The organism is Bacillota bacterium, assembly GCA_040755295.1.
Taxonomy (GTDB): Bacteria; Bacillota; Desulfotomaculia; order Desulfotomaculales; family Ammonificaceae; genus SURF-55.
On sequence record JBFMBK010000006.1, the window covers coordinates 47,386 to 70,648 of the forward strand.

Here is a 23,263-nt window from a genome sequence, read left to right on the forward strand (position 1 = left end):
TTCAAGCCTCGACCGGACCGGAAACCGCCCGGTGGCAGTAGCATTCCCTGTTTTCGTCGATCCAGTTGATCACCTGCGTGAAAAGCTGCCGGATATTCTCCCCCTGGACCCGCATCATTTCCACTACCTCCCGGTGGCTCAAACGGTAAGCGGCGATACCGGCGGCGAAGTTGGTGACCATCGCCACGCTCGCGTAGCACATTTCCGCCTCCCTGGCCAGCACCACCTCCGGTACCCCGGTCATTCCCACCAGGTCCCCGCCGAGGCGCTGAAGCATTTTAATCTCCGCCGGTGTCTCGAAGCGCGGCCCTTCCGTACAGACGTAAACGCCGCCACCGTAAGCGGAAAAACCCCGCGCCCGCGCCGCCCTCAGGAGCAGTTCCCTGAGTTCCGAACAGTACGGCTCGGTAAGATCGACGTGGACAACCCCCTCGGGGCCGCCCTCAAAGAAGGTCTGCCGTCGCCCTTTGGTAAAGTCCAGAAACTGATCGACGAATACGAAATCCCCCGGTTTCATCAACGGATTCAATGACCCCACGGCCGCCGTGGCCAGGATCGAACGAACGCCGAGCTTTTTTAAGGCCGCTATGTTCGCCCTGTAGTTCACCAGGTGCGGCGGAACGGAATGACCCGCACCGTGGCGGGACAGGAAAGCCACCGTCTTACCCTGATACACGCCGCAGTCCACCTTAACGCTGCCGTAAGGCGTGGATACATTCTCTTCGGCCACTTCATCCAGCAGTGTCGGGTCGTAAACCCCGGTACCTCCGATAATCGCGATTGCCGGCATCTGTTCACCCCATTTTATTACTGACGTTATCTTTACTGCTCCGGTCCCGCGGAGAGCCGCAATTTACCGGGTTACGGTTTCCGAACCGTAGCCGGCATCACCAGCAACCTGTAACCCCTAATTCATTACGGGGTAATGGCGCTCAGTCAAAAATGGCCGAAACAAACTCGGCGGCATTAAAAGGCACAAGGTCTTCAACTCCCTCGCCGACACCCACAAATTTGACCGGGATGTCGAAGGCTTTTCTTACCGCCACCACCACCCCGCCTTTGGCGGTGCCGTCAAGCTTGGTGAGCACAATTCCCGTCACCCCTGAAGTCTCGCCGAAAAGCTTCGCCTGGCTGATTGCGTTCTGCCCGGTTGTCGCGTCGATCACCAGAAGCACCTCGTGCGGCGCGCCGGGAACCTCTCTTTCGGCTACGCGCCTTATCTTCTTGAGCTCTTCCATCAAATTGGTCTTGGTATGCAGCCTGCCCGCGGTGTCGATCAGGACTATTTCCGACCGGCGGGCCTTGGCGGCCTGAAGCGCGTCATAGACCACCGCCGCCGGGTCGGACCCCTCCCGCTGCTTTATGATTTCGACCCCGGCGCGCTGCGCCCATACCTCCAACTGATCTATCGCCGCCGCCCGAAAGGTGTCGGCGGCCGCGATAAGCACCTTTTTGCCCTGTCCCCGCCAGTAGCAGGCCAGTTTCCCGATGGTGGTCGTCTTCCCCGTGCCGTTCACCCCGACCATCATTATGACCGCCGGCAGTTCGGAGGGCAAAACCACCGGAGTGCTTTCGTTTCCTACAATCCGCAGAACCTCTTCTTTAAACAGCGGTTTAAGTCCCGACGAGTCGTCGAGCCGTAGTTCCTTGACCCTTGACCTCACCCGCGTCATGATATCCTGCGCCGCCGCTACCCCAACGTCCGCCAGAATAAGAGCGTCCTCAAGCTCCTCATAAAGAGCTTCGTCAATCGGACGTCTTCCGGAAATGACGCTCTCGACCGTCTCGACGAAAGTCTGGCGGACCTTTGTCAGTTTTTCACGGAGCTTACCCAAAAATCCCACGGCTCAACCTCCCACAGCAACTATTCAGGTACAGCTTCCAGGTCCGAATTCATCCAGCACTCAGTGATCAATTAAACCGACTACCTATTGGTTGACTTCACCTCTGTGTCTTAGACATGACCCATGGTATTTCCCGGCTATTCTGACTTCTGGCTACTGTATTCTAACCCTGAATAGTTACCCTCCCATATGCTTGAGCGCTTCCCGCGCCGCCCGCTGCTCCGCCTCTTTCTTTGACCTTCCCTCACCCTGACCAAGGCATGTCCCCCGCCAGAAGACACCGGCGGTAAAAAACTTGGCGTGGTCAGGTCCTTCCTCTTTCAGGATAACATAGGAAACGTTCTCTCTGGAATGCTGTTGCAGAAGCTCCTGCAGTTCCGTTTTATAGTCACTTTCCTGCCGGCCTTCAAGAACGTCATTAATAACCGGTTCCAACCGCACAAGAAGAAATTTCGCCGCCTTATCCAATCCCTGATCGAGATATAGAGCCCCTAAAACCGCCTCAAAAGCGTCAGCCAGAATGGAGGGGCGCTGTCGACCTCCCGACTGCGCTTCGCCGCGGCCGATAAGAAGCGCTTCCCCGATCCCCAAATCCTGCGCCAGCCTGGCAAGGGAAGGTTCGCAAACCACCGCCGCCCGGAGCTTCGTCAGCTCGCCCTCGCTTTTTTCGGGAAACCTCCGGTATAAATAATCGCTTACCGCCAGTTGGAGCACCGCATCCCCAAGAAACTCCAGTCGCTGATTGTTGGGCATGACCGGGTGCTCATACGCATAGGAGCCGTGCGTGAGCGCCTGCCGCAAATAGGCCTCCTCCCGCCACACAAAACCGATTTTATCACTTAGTTCTTTAAAGGTGTCGCCCACCTCTGGCACTTCCATACACCCTCTTAACCTGTTATCAGCTTCCGCAAAAATAGAAGTGAGACGTAGAACCAGACCGAGAACACCATGCATTTTTGTTCTCAGTCTAACCTCCGCCTCTGTCGGTTTAGACTCTCTAATAAACCTTATCTAAAAATCCTAACCCTCGGGGTTCCCCCCCGGGAAAATCACAAATTAGTCCTTTAATTATAGCGTCTGAAGATGACGGTCGCATTGTGTCCCCCAAAACCCAGCCCGTTGGAAAGCGTGATTTCCACGCCGGCCGCCCGCTGCTTGTTGGGGACAAAGTCCAAATCACATTCAGGGTCCGGGTTCTCGTAGTTTATCGTCGGCGGGATCACCCCGTGGGTAATGCTCAGAACGCATACCCCCGCCTCAATCCCCCCGGCGGCGCCCAACAGATGTCCGGTCATGGATTTCGTCGAGCTCACCGGAATACGGTAAGCGCTCGCGCCAAAAACCTTTTTTATGGCCATCGTCTCAACCTTATCGTTCATGGGGGTGGAGGTGCCGTGAGCGTTAATGTAACTTACCTCTTCCGGTTTAATACCGGCGTCTTCGAGCGCCCGGGCCATCGCTTTCGCAGCGCCCGCTCCCTCCGGGTCCGGTGCCGTGATATGGTAACCGTCGCAGCTCTGACCGTAACCGATTAATTCCGCGTAGATATTGGCTCCCCTGGCTACGGCATGTTCCAGACGTTCAAGCACCAGTATCGCCGATCCCTCGCCGATCACGAAACCGTCCCTTTCCGCGTCGAAAGGCCGCGACGCCCCTGCCGGATCATCGTTTCGCGTCGACATCGCCTTCATCTGACAGAAACCGGCTACGGCTAAAGGTGTTACCGCCGCCTCGGTGCCTCCGGACAGCACCACATCGGCTTCACCCCGTTGAAGGAGGCGCAAGCTTTCACCGATGGCGTTGTTGGAAGAGGCGCAGGCGGTCACCACCGTACTGTTCGGGCCGTAAAACTTGTGCAGTATGGCGATCTGTCCCGCAGCCATGTTACTGATCATCATGGGAACAAAGAACGGACTTACACGGTTCGGCCCCCGCGTTACGATAACCCGCGCCTGGTCTTCGAATGTCTCCATGCCGCCGATCCCGCAGCCCAGGATCACTCCCACCCGGTCGGGGTCGACACTGCCCGGTCCTATGCCCGCATCCTCAAGGGCCATCCGCGTCGCCGCAACCGCGAACTGGGTGTAACGGTCCATCCTGCGGACTTCCTTCTTGTCTATATACGCCTCAGGGTCGAAGTCAGGGACCTCGGCCGCGATCCGGGTTTTGAAATCAGTCGTATCGAACCGGGTTATCCGGCGTACACCGGACTTACCCCCGGTGATGGCCTGCCAAAAAGCCGTTTTGCCGCTGCCGACCGGCGAGATGATCCCCAAACCGCTTACCACAACACGTGGGAGCAAAGCAGCACCTCCGAAAAGGAGGTTGGAAGCCAGAGACTAAAGGTTGGAGAGTTCCAACTTCTAACTTCGAACCCCTGTTTTACAACCGCTCCTGGATATGTCCGACGGCATCGCCTACAGTACGGATCTTTTCGGCTTCTTCATCCGGTATTTCCAACTCGAACTCTTCCTCAAAAGCCATTACAAGTTCCACGAGGTCAAGTGAGTCCGCCCCAAGGTCGTCGATAAAAGAGGCGTCCGTGGTTACCTCATCCTCTTCGACTCCCAATTGCTGCACGATGATTTGTTTCACCTTATCGGCAACTGATGGTGACATCTTCCTGGTGTCACCTCCTCTCCGAATTTTGCTTGAAGTTAGCTGCAAGTCTTCAGATCCCCGCTTAGAGCAACATGCCGCCGTCTACACTCAGCACCTGCCCTGTAATATAACGCCCCGCGTCACCGCAAAGAAAAATAATCACATCCGCAACCTCTTCCGGCTCACCAAGCCGGCCGAGAGCAATTCTCTCACTTAACCGCTGCTTAACCCCTTCGGGAAGACCAAACGTCATTTCGGTCAGGATAAAACCCGGAGCTACGGCATTTACCGTGATATTCCGGGGGCCCAGTTCCCGGGCCACCGCTTTGGTAAAACCTATCAGACCCGCTTTCGCCGCCGCGTAATTGGCCTGCCCGGCGTTACCCATAAGTCCGACGACCGAGCTTATATTAATTATACGGCCCCACCGGGCTTTCACCATCGGCTTTGCAACAGCCCGCGTGCAATTAAAAGCGCCTTTCAAATTAACCTCTATGACCGCATCCCAGTCCTCGTCCTTCATTCGAAGAAGCAAAGCATCGCGCGTAATTCCCGCGTTGTTGACCAGTACGTCGATCCGCCCGAAAGAAGAGAGGGCTGCGTCTATCAAGCGGTTCGCTTCTGCGGGCCGGGCCACGTTTGCCTGACAAACTTCCGCCTTTCGCCCGAGGGCTGCTATTTCCGAGGCCACCGCAAGGGCTTCTTCCGCACGGGAAACGTAATTTATCATTACGTTGGCTCCGGCGGAAGCCATTGCCCTGGCCACCGCCCGCCCGATTCCCCTCGAGGCGCCGGTAACAACCGCCACTCTGTCTTGTAGTGTATGGTTTAAAGACTCAGTTTTATCAGGAAAAGACTTATCCATGCCGAGCTAACCTTTCTACAAAAAGTTTAAGAGACCAGCGTTCATTAGATACATTTTAGCTAACCCTCTCCCTCGAAGCAAGAAGCATTACCCGTTCATACCACTCCTGCCTTCTGCAAAACACGCATCGCGGCGTCGAGGGAGGCTGGGTCCTCCACATTACAGCATATCGCTTCCGGTACTATTCGTCTGATAAGACCGGATAAAACCTTTCCCGGGCCTATCTCGACAAAGATTCTTACCCCGTCCTGGAACAACCGCCTGATACCGTCCTCCCATAGAACCGGGCTGTAAATCTGGCGTACCAGGGCGCCCCGCACCTCCGCCACCGTCTTGACGTAGTTCGCCGTTGCATTGGCGACTACCGGAAAAGCCGGTTTTTTAATCCGGGTCTTTTTGGTCAATTCAACCGCAAAAAGCTCGCTCGCCGTTCTCATAAGAGAAGAGTGAAAAGGGCCGCTTACCGCCAGGATCAAACACTTCTTCGCGCCTGCTTCCTTGGCCGCCGCGACCACCGCTTCGAGGGCCAGCGTTTCGCCCGCAAGAACCACCTGACCCGGACAGTTATAGTTAGCGGCTTCAACCACTCCTTTGGTCCTCGCTTTTTGCACCACTTTATCTATCGCTTCACCGGCGAGCCCGAGTACCGCGAGCATGCCTCCGCTTCCGAGGGGCACCGCTTCCTGCATCAACTGTCCGCGGCGCTGCACGATTTTGACGGCTACGCTAAAGTCGATGGCCCGCGCTGAAACCAGAGCGGCATACTCCCCCAGACTGTGGCCGGCAGCGACGTCAGCCTTTACCCCCTGCGCCGACAAAACCGCGAGGGAAGCGATGCTGGCGGTTAGAACCGCAGGCTGGGTATTGGTGGTTTGCTGCAGCTCCTCCTTTGGGCCTTCGAAACAAAGGGCGCTCAGGGAATAACCCAGTACCTCATCGGCTCTGGTAAATACTTCTCTCGCCTCGGAATACTGCTCATAAAAACTCCGGCCCATTCCCACCTGTTGGGAACCCTGTCCCGGAAAGACAAATGCCGTTTTCATTAAAGGCCCTCCTATCGTCAGACGTCCGAAGGGGACGTCTGAGGTCGGCCAGCACTCAGGTGTTGAATTAAAGTAATACTGACTTCATCTTTTTATCCATAACACAGAAACACAAACCCTTACAAATTGAGTGCCGGGTGATATCAGACGTCGACGTCGGACGCAGCACCCGTTTTATAGACTTCAATACCGCAGTACCACCGATCCCCAGGTCAAACCGGCTCCGAAAGCAACCAAGAGCGCCAGGTTCATAGGTTTTAACCTTTTATCGGAAACGGCTTCATAAAAAGCGATGGGGATGGAAGCTGAAGAGGTATTACCGTAACGGTCCACATTCACAAACACCTTTTCGGACGGCAGGCCGAGTCTTCGGGCGAGAGCATTGATGATACGGACGTTGGCCTGGTGAGGAATGAAACAATCGACATGTTCCTGCTGAACGCCGCCGCGGCGCAAGGCCTCCACCGCCGCTTCCTCCATCGCCCGTACGGCAAACTTAAAGACTTCCCTGCCGTTCATCTTAAGGTAGTGAAGTCCATCCTGTACCGTCTCCGCTGTGGTGGGAATCCGCGATCCACCCCCAGGCATTTTCAACAGATCGCCACCGGTGCCGTCCGCCCTTAAATAGACAGAGATAATCCCGCGGGGAGGCTCAACGGGCTGTAAAACCACCGCCCCGGCCCCATCACCAAAGAGGACGCAGGTGCTGCGATCCTCCCAATTTGTTATCTTGGAAAGCGTATCGGCCCCTACCACCAGCACATTCCGGTAACAACCGGTGTTGATAAACTGTGCACCGACAGCAAGAGCGTAAATGAAACTACTGCACCCGGCCTCCAGGTCAAAAGCCGCGGCCCGCCTCGCTCCAATTCCGTCCTGGATGATGCAGGCGGTCGCCGGGAACAGCATATCAGGCGTAGCGGTAGCCACTATAACGAGATCTACATCCGCAGGATCCAGTTGCGCCGAGCGCAACGCCTCTTTCGCAGCCTCCAGGCCGAGGGACGCCGTGGTCTCCTCGGGTTTTGCGATGCGTCTTTCCCTTATCCCGGTTCTCTCCCGGATCCACTCGTCACTCGTGTCAACCATCCGCTCAAGATCGTGGTTTGTCAACACCCGTTCCGGAATACAGACACCCTGACCGGTTACCCCGGCTACGGGCCGGTTTCGTTCAACCATTAACCGTCTCTACTCCCTCGAAAAATAGTTCTTCTTTCGGTGGGCGCAACAATAAGCAACACATTGCGGCATCAGCCCGGTGAGCCGAATCCTCACGTACGCACTCAGTACGCTCCGGTTCGTCTCCCCGGCCTTCCTTGCACTGCATCACTTCTCGTTGCGCTCCGTTTATGTAATACTAGTGTTCTAAGTAACAAGCTTACGGGTCCATATTTTCACCCTTCGTTGTGCCCAACGCTGCATGGGCGACTTCCTTCGTGTTCCGCGCCGCAAAACCCGCTGCCGTGGCCTGCACAAGCCCGCTTTCGACGGCTTCTACCGCCACACGGATGGCATTCTTTACCGCCCGAGCCCTGGAACTCCCGTGGGCCACAACCACAACGCCGCTCACCCCCAAAAGCGGGGCGCCACCGTACTCGGCATAATCAAGCCGCCTCAGAGCGGGATAGGCGGTCTGAAGGACCTGCACCAGACCCTCGCCGGCCTTCAACAGAACATTGCCGACAAAACCGTCGCACACCACTACATCAGCCCTTCCGTTAAAGACGTCCCGTCCCTCGACGTTGCCGATAAAGTTGATAGGCTCGCTTTTAAGCAGGGGAAGAGCGCTTAAAGTAAGCTCGTTCCCTTTGGTTTCTTCTTCGCCGATACTCAAAATCCCCACCCTGGGGGAACGAATCTTCAAAACGCTGGTCGCGTAAGCCGACCCCATAATCGCAAACTGGACCAGGTGCTGCGCCTTCACGTCCACATTCGCCCCCACATCGAGTAGCACGGTGCTCCCGTGAGGGTTCGGCATAAGGGAAAACAGCGCCGGCCGGTCTATGCCGTCCAGCCGCCCGAGTCCCCACAGGGCCGCGGTCATTACCGCGCCTGTATTGCCGGCGGAAACCATCGCGTCCGCCCGCCCGTCTTTAACCAGTTGCACCGCACGGACGATTGAAGACCCTTTCTTCAGGCGTACGGCCTTGACCGGGTGCTCCGCCATACCTATCACTTCCCTGGCGGGGACCACCGATATCCTGCTGCTGTTTTGCCCACTGATTTCTTTTCCTATCAGGGCTTCGTCCCCTACCAGTAAAGTCTCGATGCCGTACTCGTCACCGGCCAGCGCGGCTCCCGCAACCACCTCTGCCGGAGCATAATCGCCGCCCATAGCGTCAACTGCTACCCGCAAGAATAAAACCTCCCGCGAAAAGGTTTGCGTCACCAACTCTATTCCCACCTGCAGAGCTGCGCACTATCTTTGTCGCATCCGCCCGATGCCGGGTTCTCATAGCCGGTACCCTTGTGAGGGAATCTTTTTATGCCATAAAAAATAGGTCCTGGCAAAATACCAAAACCCATCTGATTTACTAATTATTTTGCCTCCTCTTTGTTTAAAACCTGCCGCCCTTTGTATTGTCCGCAATTGGGACACACACCGTGTGGTCTTTTTAAGGCCTTGCAGTGCGGGCAAGCGACAAGACCGGGAACCGCAACCTTTACCTGTGCCCGGCGCAAGCGCCGGCGCTGCTTGGAAGTCCTACTTTTCGGTACTCCCATCATCGCCACCTCCTTTTTCTCTTTGCATCAAAAGCTTCGACAAAACGGAAAACCGCGGGTCGCCGCCCTCTCCGGGACAATCACACGCACCGTTGTTCAAATCCTTACCGCAACCCGGGCATAATCCCGGACAACTTACGGCGCAAAGCGGCTTCATCGGCAAGGAGAGAATAAGACTCTCCCGTACCTGATCCGAGAAATCCAGCTCATCCGCGGCCACGGGTATCTCCTTACCCAAGTAATCTTCGACGCCACCATGCAGACGATACTTCTCTTCAAAACGCCCTTCTATTCTTTCGGCGTATTCCTTGACGCACCGGCTGCAGATAAGGTTAACGGTGGCTGAAACCACGCCTGTTGCCCAAATAAAATCCCCGGCGTTGGTTACAACAAGGTCAAGTTCTACCGGCGCTTCCGCCGTCACCGGCCTTCCGTCCGGTCCCACAAACGTCTCAATCCTATCCTCAAGATGATACCGTCGTTGTTCAGCCGGCGCTTTTTTTAACCTTGCCACACTTATGGTAAACAAATCCCCACCCCAAATCAAGTCCTGATTATAATAGCCTATCCTTCCACTGTCAAGGAAACAATGAAAAATTGGGCCCCGTAATAAGGCAATACCGCCCTTCTCCGGCGTTAAAACCATTTTTGTCTATCAGCAAGCAACAGCATTCAAAGCCGGAATTCAGATTATAAGGTCTCGCTACTACTGACTACTGACTACTGACTTCTGACTACCGTCTACTATATTCTGTCCCTTAGAACAGTTACCTCAAAGTATAATGCGCCTCCGCACCGTCATAAAAGATAACGAGGTGAAAACCGTGCGCCCGAACCCCCGAAAAACTCTGCTGGCCATATTGATAACCGTCTTCTTCTTCTTGACTATCACTCACCCGGCCGCCTTATACCGCGGGGCGACCTCCGGCCTTGGGATCTGGTGGCAGATTGTTTTCCCCTCGCTGCTGCCGTTTTTCATCATCACCGAGATCCTGCTTGCCCTCGGGGTGATTCAGTTTTCAGGAGCGCTTCTGGAACCTTTGACCCAGAAAGTCTTCAGACTTCCGGGCAGCGCCGCCTTTGCCTTTGCCGTGGGCTACACCTCGGGATACCCGATGGGAGCGGCCATGGCCGCCCGTCTCAGCTCCCAGAAAATGCTTTCGCCTTCGGAAGCCGGCCGTTTGGCTGCGTTTACCAACAACGCAAGCCCTGTCTTTATCCTGGTGGCGGTTTCGGTGGGGATGTATCAGAACACAAATCTGGGGCCTTTCCTTGCGGGCGTTCACTACCTGAGCAATATGCTCTGCGGCCTTACACTGGGCTTGATAGCCCGCCCTCTTCCCGCGACAAAACTCAATCTCTGGAGGCACGCGGTAGATACACTTGCGGGAGCGCACCAGAGCGATCTTAGAAACATAGGGCAGCTCGCCGGTGACGCCGTGCGTTACGCCGTTAACAGCCTTTTCACGATCGCCGGCTTCATTTGTATCTTCGCCGTCATACTCCAGTTATTTAACGAAGTCGGAACTTTGCGGGCCGCTCTGGCTTTTACCGGTGACATCCTACACAAACTGGGACTTCCGGCTGATCTATGGCCGGCATTGGGCGCCGGTCTTTTTGAGGTTACACTCGGGGCCAAAACAGCGGCCGAAACGAGCGCTCCGCTTATGCACAAGATCCTCATCACCGAAATCATACTTGCCTGGAGCGGTCTTTCCATCGTCATGCAGGCATTGAGCTTTCTTTCCGCGGCAGGAGTCCCCGGTACCTTCTTCATCCTGGGGCGCCTGCTCCAGGCGTTTTATGCCTCTATACTCACAATTGTCTTGTTTCCCCTTTTCGCGCCGCACCTCACCCAGACGGCGGCGGCTTTTCCGCCGTCCGCGCCGTCCTTTTACGCCAACCTGTCCGGCGCAACCGTCCTTTGCCTCGGGGTGAATCTCTCGCTTATAGTGCTGTCGGCACTTTACGGACTTTATCACCGGTTTAAACCGCAAGGAACAAACTAGAAGCGCAGACATAGCCGACTTCCGGGCGCAATAAATATTAAAACCTCTACCGGCACTTCTGCCGAAGAGGTTTTTTTCGAAAAATGAGTATTTCCATACCAAGCCCTTGTTGACCTGCGCAAAGAAAGGGCTTCAGAAAGAGTGAGCCTGCAGGACCTTACTTCATGCCTTTCAGTTCCGCCCGCCCCTGCTGGATCTCCCTGGAGATGCGCTCAAGCCGTTCCTCGAGCTTGCCCAGGATATCGTCGGCGTATTCCTTTGCGCCGAGTTTAATCTCCCGTGATACCTGTTCGGCCTTTCCTAAAACAGACTCCGCCATTTCTTTTGCCTGGCGCGCAATTTCACTTTCCTCGGCCCTTTTTTCGACCTCCACCCTGGTTTCTTCCAGTATACGCTCCGCTTCCTTCCGCGATTCCGCCAGCACCTTCTCCCGCTCCTGGACCACCCACTTTGCCTTACGGATTTCGTCCGGCAGGATGGTACGGATCCGGTCGAGAATGTCGAGAATCTTTTCTTCGTCAATTACTACTTTTTTGGTGAGCGGTATCTTATTGCTGGATTCGATAAGTTCTTCGAGTTCATTAATGACCGACAGAAGTTCCACCATATCCCTCCTCATCAGGAATTACCCCGACGAAATACTTCCCTTAATTTAGATTCTACCGAAGACGGCACCATTCCTTTAAGGCAACCGCCATAATGAGCCACTTCTTTCACGGCGCTGGAACTTATGAAAGAATATTGAGCCTCCGTCATTAAAAAAAGAGTCTCGATCTCAGGCGCCAGCTTCTTGTTCGTCAGTGCCATAACGAACTCATTTTCGAAGTCGGATATAGCCCTTAAACCGCGGATTATGGCGCAAGCCCCGTTTTTCCTGGCGTGGTCCACTGTGAGCCCGTCATATGAGTCAACCTTGACCCTCGGGAGATTCCCCAGCACTTCCCAAAGCATCTGAACCCGTTCTTCAATAGTAAACAACGCCTTCTTTCCCGGGTTCTCGGCCACCGCAACGATCAACCGGTCAAAAAGCGCCTGCCCACGGATTACAATATCAAGGTGTCCATTGGTCACCGGGTCGAAGCTGCCGGGGTATATGGCTGTCCGCAAACATTCTCCTCCCTCTGAAAATACGTGCTTCTTTTGGTTGGCACGGCGATGAGCAACGCATTTCGGAGGTCAGATGCAGGAGGTAAGAAGTCGGATATCTTGAAAGAATTCGCTGTTGCGAATTCTCCCGATGAGTCTGACCTCTGATTTCCGGCTTCCGACGTCCGAATTCAGTACGCTCCGGCCCGTCCCCCAGCACTCAAACTCACTCCGGCAAAAAACAAGCGGCTTTGACGACATTGAACGTTTTTATTATATTGCTACTTTCTAAGTGAATTGAGTGCTGGGTTCCTTGTACTGCTCGCTCCTTGCCGTGTTGGCACTCTTCTGTATCTAAGTAACCAGCTTGCGGGTCACCCCATTTTCATCCTTACTTAATGGAGCGGCCTCCGGCCGCCTATGGAGTTCATTAGGAGTCCTGCTTAGAAGCACGGGGGTCTACTTGCTTCATATCGGTTCTTTCGGTATCTTTCTCTTCAACACGGTAAAAAGAAAGGACTGTATCCCCGTAACGCTCACTGCGGAAAAGCTTGAGGTTTCCTATTTCCACCGGAAGTTTGCCCCGGTGGTCGGTCTCGGCAACGACCAACCCCCCACGGTTAAGAAGGCCTTTATGTGCAATAGACGGCAGTGTCTTTAATTCGTATCCCTTGTCATAAGGAGGATCTACGTAAATCAGGTCGAAAGACTCGCCGCGCCGATGAAGAAGACTCAGCGCGGTCATGGCGTCATGAGGAATCACCATGGCCTGTTCGCTGAAACCCGTCCTTCGTAAGTTTTCGCGAATCAGGTTAAGCGCCCGGGAACTCCGGTCTACGAAAACGGCCCGCGCCGCTCCCCGGCTTAGCGCCTCAATCCCTATACCGCCTGTCCCGGCAAACAGATCAAGAAAGACCGCATCCGGTATTTTCGCGGCAAGGATATTAAAAAGCGCTTCCTTAACCCTTTCCGCAGTAGGACGAATACTCTTCCCCGGTGGGGTCTTAAGAGTGCGCCGTTTAGCCAAACCGCCGATAACCCGCATTCTTTTGTCTCCTTCAAACTGAGCCTTTTGGTAAACGGCAAGCGGGTTTAAATGACTGAGCGTTAATTTTTAAATTATTATAGCACAACTACAAAAAAAACAGAAATCTTTAGAATAACCGAACCTTTTTGAAAGAAAATAATATCAGCAAGGAGGCAGACGAGTGTTAGACTTGGCAGTTGAGGCGCACGATCTCATACGTGCCCAAAGGGGTACGGAAATCCCCGGAGTGTCTGTAGCAAAAGAAGATTTCCCCTTCGCCGCCGTAACCACGGTGCGTGTCGAAACTGAAGAAGCGGAAGGAATCATGTCAAAACCGCGGGGTACTTATATCACGATCGACGCCCCGGCCTTGCGGGACAATGACCGCAGAGCCCATGAGCAAATCGTCGAAATCCTCTCTAAAAAGCTTGAACTAATGCTGCATAATTTGCACCTTCCGGAAGGGGCAAGCGTTCTCGTCGTAGGACTCGGCAACTGGCACGCAACCCCGGACGCCCTCGGACCACGGGCAGTGGATTACACGCTCGTCACCAGGCACCTTCACCGTTACGCCCCGCCGGATCTTCGCGGGGATACGCGCGAGGTCAGCGCCATTGCACCCGGCGTGCTCGGCGTAACCGGTATCGAAACCGCGGAAATCATTCAAGGCGTTGTGGAGAAGATAAAACCCAACGTTATTATTACGGTAGACGCCCTGGCTGCCAGGAGCGTGGAACGGATAGCCACCAGCATTCAAATCGCCGATACCGGCATCAGCCCCGGTTCAGGTGTCGGCAACGACAGGATCGGGATCAATCAGGAAAGTATGGGTGTTCCGGTTATCGCAATCGGAGTGCCGACAGTGGTTCACGCCGCATTCATCGCTAATGACGCGATGGATAAACTCTGGCAGGAGCTGAATAAAAACCCGAATATGCACCGTGTTTACAAGCTCCTGCACCCGGAAATCGTAAAAATGGTAGTGGATGACCTGTTAAAGCCGTTCGGGGGACAACTGATGGTTACGCCGCGGGAGATCGACAGCCTCATTCAGAACACGGCCAAGATCATCGCCGGCGGGGTTACTACAGCGCTGCAGCCCGGGATCCCCCCGGAGGATTTCGGCCTGTACCTAAATTGAGAAGTGCTAACTTCTCAATACACAAGCGGACCAGCACCTTCACATGGACCGGTCCGCCTGCGTTAAGCCTTACCGGAATCCTTACAGTTTATTGGTAACAACACCGGCTCCACCCGCGGCATTCTGGGCCAGGTTCTGTTCGTAGGTCCTGATCATATGGCGTACCATATGGCCTCCCATTGCGCCGTTCATCCGCGAAGGAATGTCACCGAGGTAACTTCCGGGCGGCAGATTAATACCGACCTCACGCGCGATTTCCCATTTCATCTGGTCGAGAGCCGCCCGGGCCTCGGGGACAAGCACCCGGTTAGTGCGCTGTCCTTGTGCCATTAAAGCTCACCTCCTTTGATTTTTCTATAGTTATTTTTCGTATGTACGAATCGGGTCATACCCGGTAATTTTTCTGTTAACGGGATAAGGTTTGTAAAACTGAGAAAGAAACTTTATTTATCAAAAAATTTTATAACTAATGAATAAATTGTGCGATTATCGGATGCGGCGGGGTTACACGTTTTTTTAAAAGAGTCACGGAGGTTGTATCCGGCCGGTCCGGTTTCATGCAAATATAAAATGGGGAGTTCGATGCAAACGGGGGGGAAATTATCGTACAAACAACGTTAACCGATAACGTCTCTCAGCATTTCAAACCTGAAGCCGATTTCCTTTTTTATATGGCGACCGGTTTCCGAAATGAATCCGGGATCTTCGGTGATGAAGCGCCGGGCTTCAGAACGGGCCGATTCCAGGAGTCGGGCATCACGGAGAAGGTCGGCCACCTTAAGTTCCGGAAGCCCCGACTGGCGCGTTCCAAAGAACTCTCCCGGTCCCCTGAGGCGCAGGTCCTCCTCGGCCAGAGCAAACCCGTCACTCACCGAGGACAATGCCTTGAGCCGCGCCGCGGCCTCCGGCGTCGTGCGGTCGGCGAGAAGGATGCAGTACGCGGCGTGGTCGCCGCGCCCGACGCGGCCGCGGAGTTGGTGCAACTGCGCCAGCCCAAAGCGGTCGGCGTCAAAAATCGCCATCACCGTCGCGTTTGGCACATCCACCCCTACCTCTATGACCGTGGTGCTGACCATGATGTGAATCTCGTTTTGCCGAAAAGCGGCCATAGCCTTCTCTTTCTCTTCAAGTTTTAGACGTCCGTGTAAAAGCCCGATGTTGAAATCAGGGAAAACCGTTTTTAACTCGTCAGCAAGCTTCAGCGCCGCCTGCGCCGCAAGCTGTTCCGATTCTTCAATCAGCGGGCAGACAAAGTAAGCCTGCCGGCCTTTTTTCACCTCCGAAAGGATCAACCGGTAAACACGCGTGATTTCGGCAGGTTTCAGCCACACGGTTTTGACCGGACGTCTTCCCGGCGGCAGGGAGCTTATCACGGTAAGGTCCAGGTCGCCATAAAGGGTCAGGGCCAGGGTTCGCGGTATCGGAGTGGCGGTCATAACCAGGAGATCGGGAGAATCCCCTTTTGCGCGCAGGAGTCCCCGCTGGCGCACTCCGAAACGGTGCTGCTCGTCCACCACCGCAAGGCCCAGCCGCCCGAACTCGACTTCTTCCTGTATCAGGGCGTGAGTGCCGACCAAAACCTTAACCTCCCCCGCAGCCACCGCTTTCAACCTTTGTGCCCGCTCTTCCTTCTTTAGACTACCGGTTAAAAGCTCCACCATTATCCCGATGGGTTCAAGGAAGGCCCTGAGGTTTATGAAATGCTGTTCGGCTAGGATCTCCGTCGGCGCCATCAAGGCCCCCTGAAGACCGTTCTCCGCCGCCTTTGCAAGCGCCAGCGCGCCCACTACGGTCTTCCCGGCCCCCACGTCTCCCTGGAGCAACCGGTGCATAGGACGGGTCGTCTCCAGATCCAGGGAGACCTCCCGCCAGGCTCGTTCCTGCTCCGGCGTAAGCGTAAACGGTAAGGAATTATACAAAGCCGTAACCTTTGGACCGTCGGGACCGTAACGGTGCTGCTTTTCAACCGCGACCACCTTTTCCCGGCGGTGGAGCAGGACTGTTTCAAGCAGAAAAAGTTCTTCGAAGACGAGCCGCCGCCGCCCTGCTTCGGCCTCGGCGACACTCTCCGGAAAATGCACCGCTGACAGTGCCTTTGCCCTGTCAGACATACCGAATTCCCGAACGGTCATCGCCGGTAGTACTTCCGGCAGGGACGCGGTCTCGTTCTTCAGCGCCTGAAAGACAATCGAACGCAGGCTTCGCTGGCTCAGTTTTTCCGTGAGTGGATAAACGGGCACAATCCGGCCGGTATTAAGCCCCTCCTCCCCCTCACCGGTTTCGTATTCACTAACCTGAATTTCGGAGGCGTAAGGGCCGTGGCGCACCTTTCCCGTGACGGTGATCCACGTGCCGATCCTCAGTACGCGCTTAAGGTAAGGCTGGTTGAACCACACAGCGTAGAAAAGCCCCCACCGGCCTCGAAGGGCTGCCCGGAGCACGGTGATCCCGGAACGCGCCCGCTTCTCTTCAACGGTTACAAGCTCTCCTTCCGCCGCAGCCACTTCCCCGTCCTTATAAGCCTTTACCGGCTGAGCGAGCGTCCGGTCTTCGTAACGCCTGGGAACGTGGTACAGTAAATCACCGACGGTGTTAATCCCGAGGCGTGAAAGAAGGCCCGCCCGCTGGGGACCCACCCCTTTAAGGTACTGCACGCGTTTTTCCCAGATGCTCGACATCCCGGCCTCCATGATGTAAAAATAGGAGCACTAATCGGCTGGATGCTTACGTAAAAAATAATGTCTGTATCTTAAACGGGTACTTTGACATACTTGGCCTAAAATCCTACTTATACTGCAAAAGACATCGATTAACCTCCGTAGCACCCGGGACCCAGCAATTGTTTTGGTAAATCGGTTTTATCCCGGGTCCCTTTAATTGACCGCCGAGCTAACTTTTGTTAAACTTATCTTAATCTTGGTCCTTATCGAGCAAAAGGTATCAAAGCGGTTTTCTATGAAATAATGAATAAATAGATTTAGGACTCACCAAGTCAGGAAGTAACTATTCAGCCGTCCACCTAACACTTACGGAACGCGGCGAGAAGTCATGCAGTGCAAGGAAGACCGGCGGAGACGAACCGGAGCGTACTGAGTATGTACGTGAGGATTCGGCTTCGCCGGGCTGACGCATTAATGCGTCGCTTATCGCCGCGCCCTCGGGAGCACCTGAATAGTTGCGTCAGGAGGAGCTATGGTTACAGTCGGTTTTCCCCGGGCGATGGCGTATTATTATCTGTACCCGTTTTTCAAAACGTATATAGAATCCCTCGGGGCCAAACTGGTGGTTTCACCTCCAACCACTAAATCGACCCTCGGAAAGATGGAGCTGTGCCCCACCGATGAGCCTTGCGTAGCGGTCAAGCTTCTTTTTGCCCACGTGAAAGAGCTTTTGGACAGAAACGTAGACCGTATTCTTATACCTTGCCTGGTCAGCGTCGAGCCCAACAATTTCTGCTGCCCGAAATTCATCGGTATTCCTTACATGGTCAAAAACGCGCTTTCCAACGGGACGGAAATTCTTATCCCGGAAATCGACCTGCACCGGAACGGGACATCCTGGCAGACTTCCTTTACAAAGCTGGCGCAGGATTTGGGCGTTACTTCACAGCGGCTGGCCCGTCGGGCGCTGGCGAAAGCGTCTGCGGTGCAGAACCGGTTTGACCGCCTGGTGGCGGAAAAACGTTTGGTGATCGAGGACGCTTTTCGTTTCTTTAACGAAGGCAGCCTTTTCGGTGACAATTTTAGCGATAATACGACAGTGGGTGATAATCTGCCGGTGATCGGCGTTGTCGGACATCCATACATACTCTATGACTCGATCAGCCTGGACATCATCCAGAGGACCAGGGAATACGGTTCCGTTCTGACAGCCGAGATGGTACCGCCGGAAGTGGCCCGCAGAGAAATGGATACCATCGCCGAGGGGGAACGATTGTGGAGTTTTGAGGCGCAGGTGCTTGGGGCCGCGCTTCATTACCTCCGAAACCGCCTGGTCGACCGCTTGATCCTTGTGGGATCTTTTGAATGCGGGCCGGAGTCGGTCATAGAGTCTTACGTGGAAGAAGAAGCCCGGCGCCAAGGTATTCCGTTCCTGCTGATAACCCTTGACGAGCACACCGGGGAAGCGGGTATAGTCACCCGCATAGAGGCCTTTATGGATGTCTCCCCGGAGGAAGCGGACCCGGAAACCCCGGCCGAGCCCGCAAACGCGAAGGTAGTCGTGCCGGGATCTTACCCCCGGAAGATGGTTATCGGACTTCCTTCGATGGGCCACCTGGACCTAGCGGTACGTTGCGCTCTCAAAGAGTGCGGCGTCGAAGCCGTCCCCACGCCGCATGCCTCAAAAGAGATTCTCGAGCTGGGGAAGAACCTTTCGCCGGAGTTTGTATGCCTGCCGTTTATCATCACCCTCGGGCAGATGCGCTATCTTCTGGACCACGGGGCGACACACCTGATGATGGTGGGCGGCAAAGGAAAATGCCGCCTGGGCTGGTACGCCCAAATCCAGGAACAACTCCTGCGCAAACTTGGTTACGAGTTCGAAATGATTACCATCGATTCACCGCTCCCTCTGGCCGAGCGTTGGAGTAAATTTCGCGGCGCCATCAGGGGAGCTACGGGCAATGCCTCCTGGCTGCGGGTTATAAAGGCGCTTTATGCCGGCTACCACCGCATCGCCGCGATCGACCGGGCCGAGCGTGAATGCCACCGGATCCGGGCCTTCGAGCAAAAGCAGGGCACGGTAGACAAGCTTTTTAATCGTTTTGTTCGTGCGGTGGAACGCGCGTCTGATAGTCCTTCGGTTCATCAACTGCTCGAAAATTTCCTGGCGGAAGCCGGCAGCATTGAGATAGAAGAAACACACCCCGTCCGGATCCGGGTTGTCGGAGAGATCTGGGTTGTGCTTGAAAACTATGTTAACCTCCATCTGGAAAGGATGCTCGGGCGGTCCGCCGACCCGCGGGTCTGGGTGGACCGGGAAATCTCGGTCACCCACTGGTTCCACCAGCATCTTTTCCCAACGCGCGAAGCACTCAAAAGAAGGGAAGACATAAAGACTGCGGCCCGACCATACCTGGGCACGGAGGTCGGCGGTCACGGGCACGTCAGTGTCGGGCTGACGGCCCTGGGGCGGGAAGAGGGAATGGACGGCATAATACATCTCATGCCCTTCACCTGCATGCCGGAAATCGTGGCCCAGAATATACTGGTACGGCTCAGCCAGAAATTTGACATCCCGGTTCTTACCTTTATCCTGACCGACCAGACGGGCGAAGCGGGCTTCGAAACCAGGGTGGAAGCCTTCCTTGATATCCTCAAAGAACGGAAACTCACGGGATAAGCCTCGCCCATTATATCCGCCGGTTGTCCTTATAGAGGAGGGTCTTAAGAATTGCCTAATTTTCTAGGAATAGACGTCGGCAGCGTAACCACGAAGGTTGTGCTGATAGACCACCAGCAGGAAATTCTGTTTGATACTTACCTGCGGACCGAAGGAGGCCCGATTCACGCCATCCAGCGTGCTTTTACACAGCTCTGCGAAACCGCGGGCGAGGTAAAGGTGGCGGGCGTGGGCACCACCGGCAGCGGCCGTCGTCTGGCCGGCATCATGACCGGCGCCGATATCATCAAGAACGAGATCACCGCCCATGCCGTCGCCGCCCGCTGGGTCGAGCCGAAGGTGGCCACGGTTATCGATATCGGCGGGCAGGATTCCAAGATAATCTTCTTCCAGAACGGCGTACCGATAGGGTTTAACATGAATACGGTTTGCGCCGCCGGAACCGGTTCCTTTCTGGACCACCAGGCGGTCCGCCTCGGCATCCCGATCGAAGAATTTGGGGAATACGCCCTGCGGTCCGGCAATCCGATTAAGATAGCCGGCAGGTGTGGAGTTTTCGCCGAATCCGATTTGATCCATAAACAACAATTAGGGTACCAGAAAGAGGACCTAATTGCCGGGCTCTGCATGGCCCTTGCCGGCAACTACCTCGCCAACGTGGCGCGAGGAAGGCATATAGAGCCGGTCGTCCTTTTTCAGGGGGGTGTCGCAGCCAACATAGGGATGCGTGCGGCTTTCGAGAATCGCCTTGGAATTGATATAGTCGTTCCGACCCATTTTAAAGTAATGGGCGCACTGGGCGCCGCGCTCCTGGCCAAGCGCAATTACGAGCGGCGCCGGAACCCTTCAAACTTCCGCGGCGCCGCCCATATAGCCTCTTTCCACTGCGCCCCGCGCACGTTTATTTGCGGTGACTGCCCGAACAACTGTGAGGTGAACGAGGTTTACATCGGAGGAGAGCTGGTAAGCCGCTGGGCCTCCCGCTGCGGTAAGTGGCACAACCTTAACCTCACCTCCAGCGACCGTAGTGAAAACCGGTGGGGATCAGGCTTGAAAAGTAACCAAAACCTGTGATAGAATACGAGCGTATTGTTTCCTGTAAATCGATAGTATGGTGCTAAAGGAGGTGGATCACTTGTCTAAAAGATGCGAGATCTGTGGAAAAACAATAACCTTCGGCATTCAAATGAGCCACTCGCATATCCGCTCCAAACGCACCTGGACTCCCAACCTGCAGCGTGTGAAAGCAATCGTCGACGGCATCCCAAAGCGGATCAGGGTTTGCACCCAGTGTCTTAGGAGCGGGAAGGTTCAGCGTGCCACATAACGTTCAAGGTTCAATGTTCAAGGTACCAAAATGGAAACTTAATAGTTTACCCCTTTACCTAAAAAAGTTACAGCCACCGGTGCGGTGGCTTTTTTAGTCAAACTTTTACGTTCCAGAGATACTAATTTCGTCAACGCAAATAATCGCCGTATAAAAGCAGTGCCCCAAGTGTATCTTTCTTTAACTTTGAACTTTGAACGGACCTAAAAGGCAGGCAGTATAAGCTTGAACCTTGAACTTTAAAGCTGCCGGAAAAGATTTGCCATTTCGATCGCACTTACGGCGGCGTTGAACCCTTTGTTCCCGGCTTTAGTACCGGCGCGCTCAATGGCCTGCTCAAGGGTGTCTGCGGTCACTACCCCGAAGATCACCGGTACCCCTGTTTCCAGGGCAACGCGGGCAACCCCTTTTGCCACCTCGCCGGCAACGTAATCAAAATGTGGTGTAGCTCCCCTGATAACCGCCCCCAGGCATATTACCGCGTCGTACTGTCCGCTAGCCGCAAGCTTCCGCGCCGTGAGGGGCGCCTCAAATGCTCCCGGTACCCAGGCCACCGTCACGTTTTCGTCGGCAACCCCATGGCGCAGCAGACCGTCCATCGCCCCGCCGAAGAGTTTCTGGGTGATGAACTCGTTAAAACGCCCTACTACAATTCCAAACCGCAGTCCTTCACCGACAAGATGTCCTTCGAAATTTCTGGGCATTACAGTTCCCTGCCTTCCACGTTTAATTGTAACCATTCAGGTATTCCCGTAGGGCGCAACGATAAGCAACGCATTGCTGCGATTTTGGAGGTTAGAGGCCAGACGTTGGAGGTTAGACTAGTTGAAGAAACTCGCTACAGTGAATTTCCACTTCTGTTCCGACTTCCAACCTCCTGCATCCAACTTCTAAAATGGTTCGCCTCCGCCGTTCTTCCTTGCACTGCATTACTTCTCGCCGCGTTCCGTAAGTGTCAGGTGACGGCCTAATAGTTACGTTTAATTGTTCCCCGCCGGGCTTTTGCCTCCGCGCTCCTCGGGATTGACAAGAGTCAGCAGGTGCCCGAGTTTGGCCTTCTTTGTGGCCAGGTAGAACCCGTTTTCCCCGCGGGGCGGTATTTCAATCGGCACCCGTTCCACAATTTCCAGCCCGTAGCCCTGGATGCCTTTGATCTTCCGAGGATTATTAGTTAAAAGTCGGATCTTATGGAGCCCCAGGTCTACTAGAATCTGCGCTCCGATACCATAGTCCCTAAGGTCCGGTGGAAATCCCAGCGTTTCGTTGGCTTCAACCGTGTCCTGCCCGCGATCCTGAAGTTCATAGGCCCGGATCTTGTTCAAAAGACCTATCCCCCGGCCCTCCTGTCGCATGTATAAAAGCACGCCTACGCCTTCAGCGGCGATCATCTGGAGCGCCCGGGCGATTTGTTCCCCGCAGTCGCACCGTAGCGAACCGAAAACGTCACCGGTCAGGCATTCCGAGTGCACCCGCACCAGCGGCGCTTCCACGGACTGCAGGTCCCCCATAATCAGAGCGATATGCCCCTTGCCGTCAAGGATGGTCTCGTAGGCCACCGCGGTAAAATCACCGTATTTAGACGGCAGACGCGCCGAACCGACCTGCCGCACCAGTTTTTCCTTCCGGCGGCGGTAGCGTATAAGGTCGGCGATGGTGATTATTTTAAGACCGTGCTTTTGTACAAACTCCATAAGCTCCGGCACCCGGGCCATCGTCCCGTCGTCCTTCATTATTTCACAAATTACGCCTGCTTCAGAAAGCCCGGCGAGCCGCGTCAGATCAACAATGGCCTCCGTATGCCCCGCCCGGCGTAGAACGCCGCCTTCCTTCGCCCGCAGGGGGAAAATATGCCCCGGCCTGCGGAAATCTTCCGGCCGGGCGGCGGGATCTACTATTTTGGCGATGGTTAGTGCCCTTTCGTGCGCCGAAATTCCCGTGGTGACGTTGCGGGCGTCGACCGAGACGGTAAACGCCGTACCGTGCGGGTCCGTGTTGTTGGTGACCATTTGTGTAAAGTCAAGTTCGTCGGCCCGTTTTGAATCAAGCGGCACGCAGATAAGCCCCCGCCCGTTAACGGCCATAAAATTCACCGTGTCGGGCGTGGCTTTTTCCGCAGCCATCACGATGTCGCCTTCATTCTCGCGGTCTTCATCGTCGACGACAACGATCATCTTACCTTCATGAATGTCCGCGATTGCCTCTTCGATCGTGTTAAACATCTTACTACCTCCGGCTGAGGAGACCTTTATACTC

23 protein-coding genes are annotated in these 23,263 nt (G+C 55.0%); 5 read left to right on the forward strand and 18 right to left on the reverse strand.

All coding sequences use genetic code 11. From position 1 onward, the window contains the following. Position 1: 1 nt before the first annotated feature. The 11 genes from mtnP to AB1500_06260 form a co-directional block, all read right to left on the reverse strand. Entirely contained in the window at positions 2 to 790 is a 789-nt protein-coding gene (gene mtnP / locus AB1500_06210; GenBank protein ID MEW6182755.1) for an S-methyl-5'-thioadenosine phosphorylase, read from the reverse strand. A 142-nt stretch (positions 791 to 932) separates the two neighbouring features. Then, on the reverse strand, positions 933 to 1,844 hold the full coding sequence (gene ftsY, locus AB1500_06215) for a signal recognition particle-docking protein FtsY (protein MEW6182756.1): 912 nt from the start codon (positions 1,842 to 1,844) through the stop codon (positions 933 to 935). 177 nt (positions 1,845 to 2,021) lie between these two features. Continuing rightward, positions 2,022 to 2,723, reverse strand: coding sequence for a ribonuclease III (rnc, locus tag AB1500_06220; GenBank protein MEW6182757.1), 702 nt, complete (start codon positions 2,721 to 2,723; stop codon positions 2,022 to 2,024). Positions 2,724 to 2,908: 185 nt separating this feature from the next. Next, positions 2,909 to 4,147 (reverse strand): beta-ketoacyl-ACP synthase II, encoded by a 1,239-nt coding sequence (gene fabF / locus AB1500_06225; protein ID MEW6182758.1) that lies wholly within the window; start codon positions 4,145 to 4,147, stop codon positions 2,909 to 2,911. A gap of 79 nt (positions 4,148 to 4,226) precedes the next feature. After that, complete coding sequence (locus AB1500_06230; protein ID MEW6182759.1) at positions 4,227 to 4,463, reverse strand: acyl carrier protein; 237 nt, start codon at positions 4,461 to 4,463, stop codon at positions 4,227 to 4,229. A 64-nt stretch (positions 4,464 to 4,527) separates the two neighbouring features. Further along, positions 4,528 to 5,310: a 3-oxoacyl-[acyl-carrier-protein] reductase gene (gene fabG, locus AB1500_06235; protein MEW6182760.1), complete on the reverse strand. Its 783-nt coding sequence runs from the start codon at positions 5,308 to 5,310 to the stop codon at positions 4,528 to 4,530. Positions 5,311 to 5,405: 95 nt separating this feature from the next. Beyond that, positions 5,406 to 6,353 (reverse strand): ACP S-malonyltransferase, encoded by a 948-nt coding sequence (fabD, locus tag AB1500_06240; protein MEW6182761.1) that lies wholly within the window; start codon positions 6,351 to 6,353, stop codon positions 5,406 to 5,408. 183 nt (positions 6,354 to 6,536) lie between these two features. Then, the gene (locus tag AB1500_06245) at positions 6,537 to 7,532 is read right to left on the reverse strand and encodes a beta-ketoacyl-ACP synthase III (GenBank protein MEW6182762.1); all 996 of its coding nucleotides are present in this window, start codon (positions 7,530 to 7,532) and stop codon (positions 6,537 to 6,539) included. 199 nt (positions 7,533 to 7,731) lie between these two features. Then, positions 7,732 to 8,709, reverse strand: a complete 978-nt coding sequence (gene plsX, locus AB1500_06250) for a phosphate acyltransferase PlsX (GenBank protein MEW6182763.1) — start codon at positions 8,707 to 8,709, stop codon at positions 7,732 to 7,734. A 182-nt stretch (positions 8,710 to 8,891) separates the two neighbouring features. Further along, positions 8,892 to 9,080 (reverse strand): 50S ribosomal protein L32, encoded by a 189-nt coding sequence (gene rpmF, locus AB1500_06255; GenBank protein ID MEW6182764.1) that lies wholly within the window; start codon positions 9,078 to 9,080, stop codon positions 8,892 to 8,894. Beyond that, complete coding sequence (locus AB1500_06260; GenBank protein MEW6182765.1) at positions 9,058 to 9,606, reverse strand: DUF177 domain-containing protein; 549 nt, start codon at positions 9,604 to 9,606, stop codon at positions 9,058 to 9,060. Before AB1500_06260 ends, rpmF begins: the two co-directional genes overlap by 23 nt. A gap of 295 nt (positions 9,607 to 9,901) precedes the next feature. On the opposite strand from AB1500_06260, the gene AB1500_06265 reads away from it, so the two are divergent. Next, positions 9,902 to 11,086, forward strand: a complete 1,185-nt coding sequence (locus AB1500_06265) for a nucleoside recognition domain-containing protein (GenBank protein ID MEW6182766.1) — start codon at positions 9,902 to 9,904, stop codon at positions 11,084 to 11,086. A gap of 157 nt (positions 11,087 to 11,243) precedes the next feature. Here AB1500_06265 and AB1500_06270 read toward each other — a convergent pair whose 3' ends face one another. From AB1500_06270 to rsmD, 3 genes are all read right to left on the reverse strand, one after another. Then, positions 11,244 to 11,705, reverse strand: coding sequence for an ATPase (locus AB1500_06270; protein ID MEW6182767.1), 462 nt, complete (start codon positions 11,703 to 11,705; stop codon positions 11,244 to 11,246). Beyond that, positions 11,705 to 12,193 carry a pantetheine-phosphate adenylyltransferase gene (gene coaD / locus AB1500_06275; GenBank protein MEW6182768.1) on the reverse strand — a complete coding sequence of 163 codons (489 nt, stop codon included), beginning with the start codon at positions 12,191 to 12,193 and terminating at the stop codon, positions 11,705 to 11,707. Before coaD ends, AB1500_06270 begins: the two co-directional genes overlap by 1 nt. Positions 12,194 to 12,602: 409 nt before the next feature. Beyond that, on the reverse strand, positions 12,603 to 13,217 hold the full coding sequence (gene rsmD / locus AB1500_06280; protein ID MEW6182769.1) for a 16S rRNA (guanine(966)-N(2))-methyltransferase RsmD: 615 nt from the start codon (positions 13,215 to 13,217) through the stop codon (positions 12,603 to 12,605). 163 nt (positions 13,218 to 13,380) lie between these two features. Between rsmD and gpr the strand changes: the two genes are divergently transcribed. Continuing rightward, positions 13,381 to 14,340: a GPR endopeptidase gene (gene gpr, locus AB1500_06285; protein MEW6182770.1), complete on the forward strand. Its 960-nt coding sequence runs from the start codon at positions 13,381 to 13,383 to the stop codon at positions 14,338 to 14,340. 81 nt (positions 14,341 to 14,421) lie between these two features. Here gpr and AB1500_06290 read toward each other — a convergent pair whose 3' ends face one another. Together AB1500_06290 and recG are read right to left on the reverse strand one after the other, a co-directional pair. Continuing rightward, entirely contained in the window at positions 14,422 to 14,670 is a 249-nt protein-coding gene (locus AB1500_06290) for an alpha/beta-type small acid-soluble spore protein (protein ID MEW6182771.1), read from the reverse strand. 287 nt (positions 14,671 to 14,957) lie between these two features. Next, complete coding sequence (gene recG / locus AB1500_06295; protein MEW6182772.1) at positions 14,958 to 17,018, reverse strand: ATP-dependent DNA helicase RecG; 2,061 nt, start codon at positions 17,016 to 17,018, stop codon at positions 14,958 to 14,960. A 514-nt stretch (positions 17,019 to 17,532) separates the two neighbouring features. On the opposite strand from recG, the gene AB1500_06300 reads away from it, so the two are divergent. The 3 genes from AB1500_06300 to rpmB all read left to right on the forward strand — a co-directional run bounded on the left by AB1500_06300 (position 17,533) and on the right by rpmB (position 21,010). Further along, positions 17,533 to 19,683 carry an acyl-CoA dehydratase activase-related protein gene (locus AB1500_06300; protein MEW6182773.1) on the forward strand — a complete coding sequence of 717 codons (2,151 nt, stop codon included), beginning with the start codon at positions 17,533 to 17,535 and terminating at the stop codon, positions 19,681 to 19,683. Between the two features lie 51 nt (positions 19,684 to 19,734). Further along, positions 19,735 to 20,757 carry an acyl-CoA dehydratase activase gene (locus tag AB1500_06305; protein ID MEW6182774.1) on the forward strand — a complete coding sequence of 341 codons (1,023 nt, stop codon included), beginning with the start codon at positions 19,735 to 19,737 and terminating at the stop codon, positions 20,755 to 20,757. A gap of 61 nt (positions 20,758 to 20,818) precedes the next feature. Beyond that, the gene (gene rpmB, locus AB1500_06310; GenBank protein MEW6182775.1) at positions 20,819 to 21,010 is read left to right on the forward strand and encodes a 50S ribosomal protein L28; all 192 of its coding nucleotides are present in this window, start codon (positions 20,819 to 20,821) and stop codon (positions 21,008 to 21,010) included. A gap of 239 nt (positions 21,011 to 21,249) precedes the next feature. On the opposite strand, the gene ribE is transcribed toward rpmB, so the two are convergent. Together ribE and AB1500_06320 are read right to left on the reverse strand one after the other, a co-directional pair. After that, positions 21,250 to 21,714 (reverse strand): 6,7-dimethyl-8-ribityllumazine synthase, encoded by a 465-nt coding sequence (ribE, locus tag AB1500_06315; protein ID MEW6182776.1) that lies wholly within the window; start codon positions 21,712 to 21,714, stop codon positions 21,250 to 21,252. Between the two features lie 276 nt (positions 21,715 to 21,990). Beyond that, positions 21,991 to 23,229 carry a bifunctional 3,4-dihydroxy-2-butanone-4-phosphate synthase/GTP cyclohydrolase II gene (locus tag AB1500_06320; GenBank protein MEW6182777.1) on the reverse strand — a complete coding sequence of 413 codons (1,239 nt, stop codon included), beginning with the start codon at positions 23,227 to 23,229 and terminating at the stop codon, positions 21,991 to 21,993. Positions 23,230 to 23,263 lie beyond the last annotated feature (34 nt).